This window comes from Novosphingobium aureum (genome assembly GCF_015865035.1).
In the GTDB taxonomy this organism is placed as follows: domain Bacteria; phylum Pseudomonadota; class Alphaproteobacteria; order Sphingomonadales; family Sphingomonadaceae; genus Novosphingobium; species Novosphingobium aureum.
Window position 1 is genome coordinate 1 of sequence record NZ_JADZGI010000029.1, and the last position, 470, is coordinate 470.

Sequence of the window (470 nt, forward strand, 5' to 3'; positions counted from 1 at the left end):
GAACGACTACCGGGGTATCTAATCCTGTTTGCTCCCCACGCTTTCGCGCCTCAGTGTCAGTTACAGACCAGGAAGCCGCCTTCGCCACTGGTGTTCCTCCATATCTCTACGCATTTCACCGCTACACATGGAATTCCACTTCCCTCTTCTGCACTCAAGTTGACCAGTTTCCAATGACCCTCCACGGTTAAGCCGTGGGCTTTCACATCAGACTTAATCAACCACCTGCGCGCTCTTTACGCCCAATAATTCCGGATAACGCTCGCCACCTACGTATTACCGCGGCTGCTGGCACGTAGTTAGCCGTGGCTTTCTCATAAGGTACCGTCACACTCTAGCCATTTCCTACTAAAGTCGTTCTTCCCTTATAACAGAATTTTACAACCCGAAGGCCTTCATCATTCACGCGGCGTTGCTCGGTCAGGCTTTCGCCCATTGCCGAAGATTCCCTACTGCAGCCTCCCGTAGGT

1 rRNA gene is annotated in these 470 nt (G+C 52.3%); it reads right to left on the minus strand.

Annotated features, from left to right (window positions below):
- Positions 1 to 470, minus strand: a 16S ribosomal RNA gene (locus tag I5E68_RS20000); the annotation flags it as partial.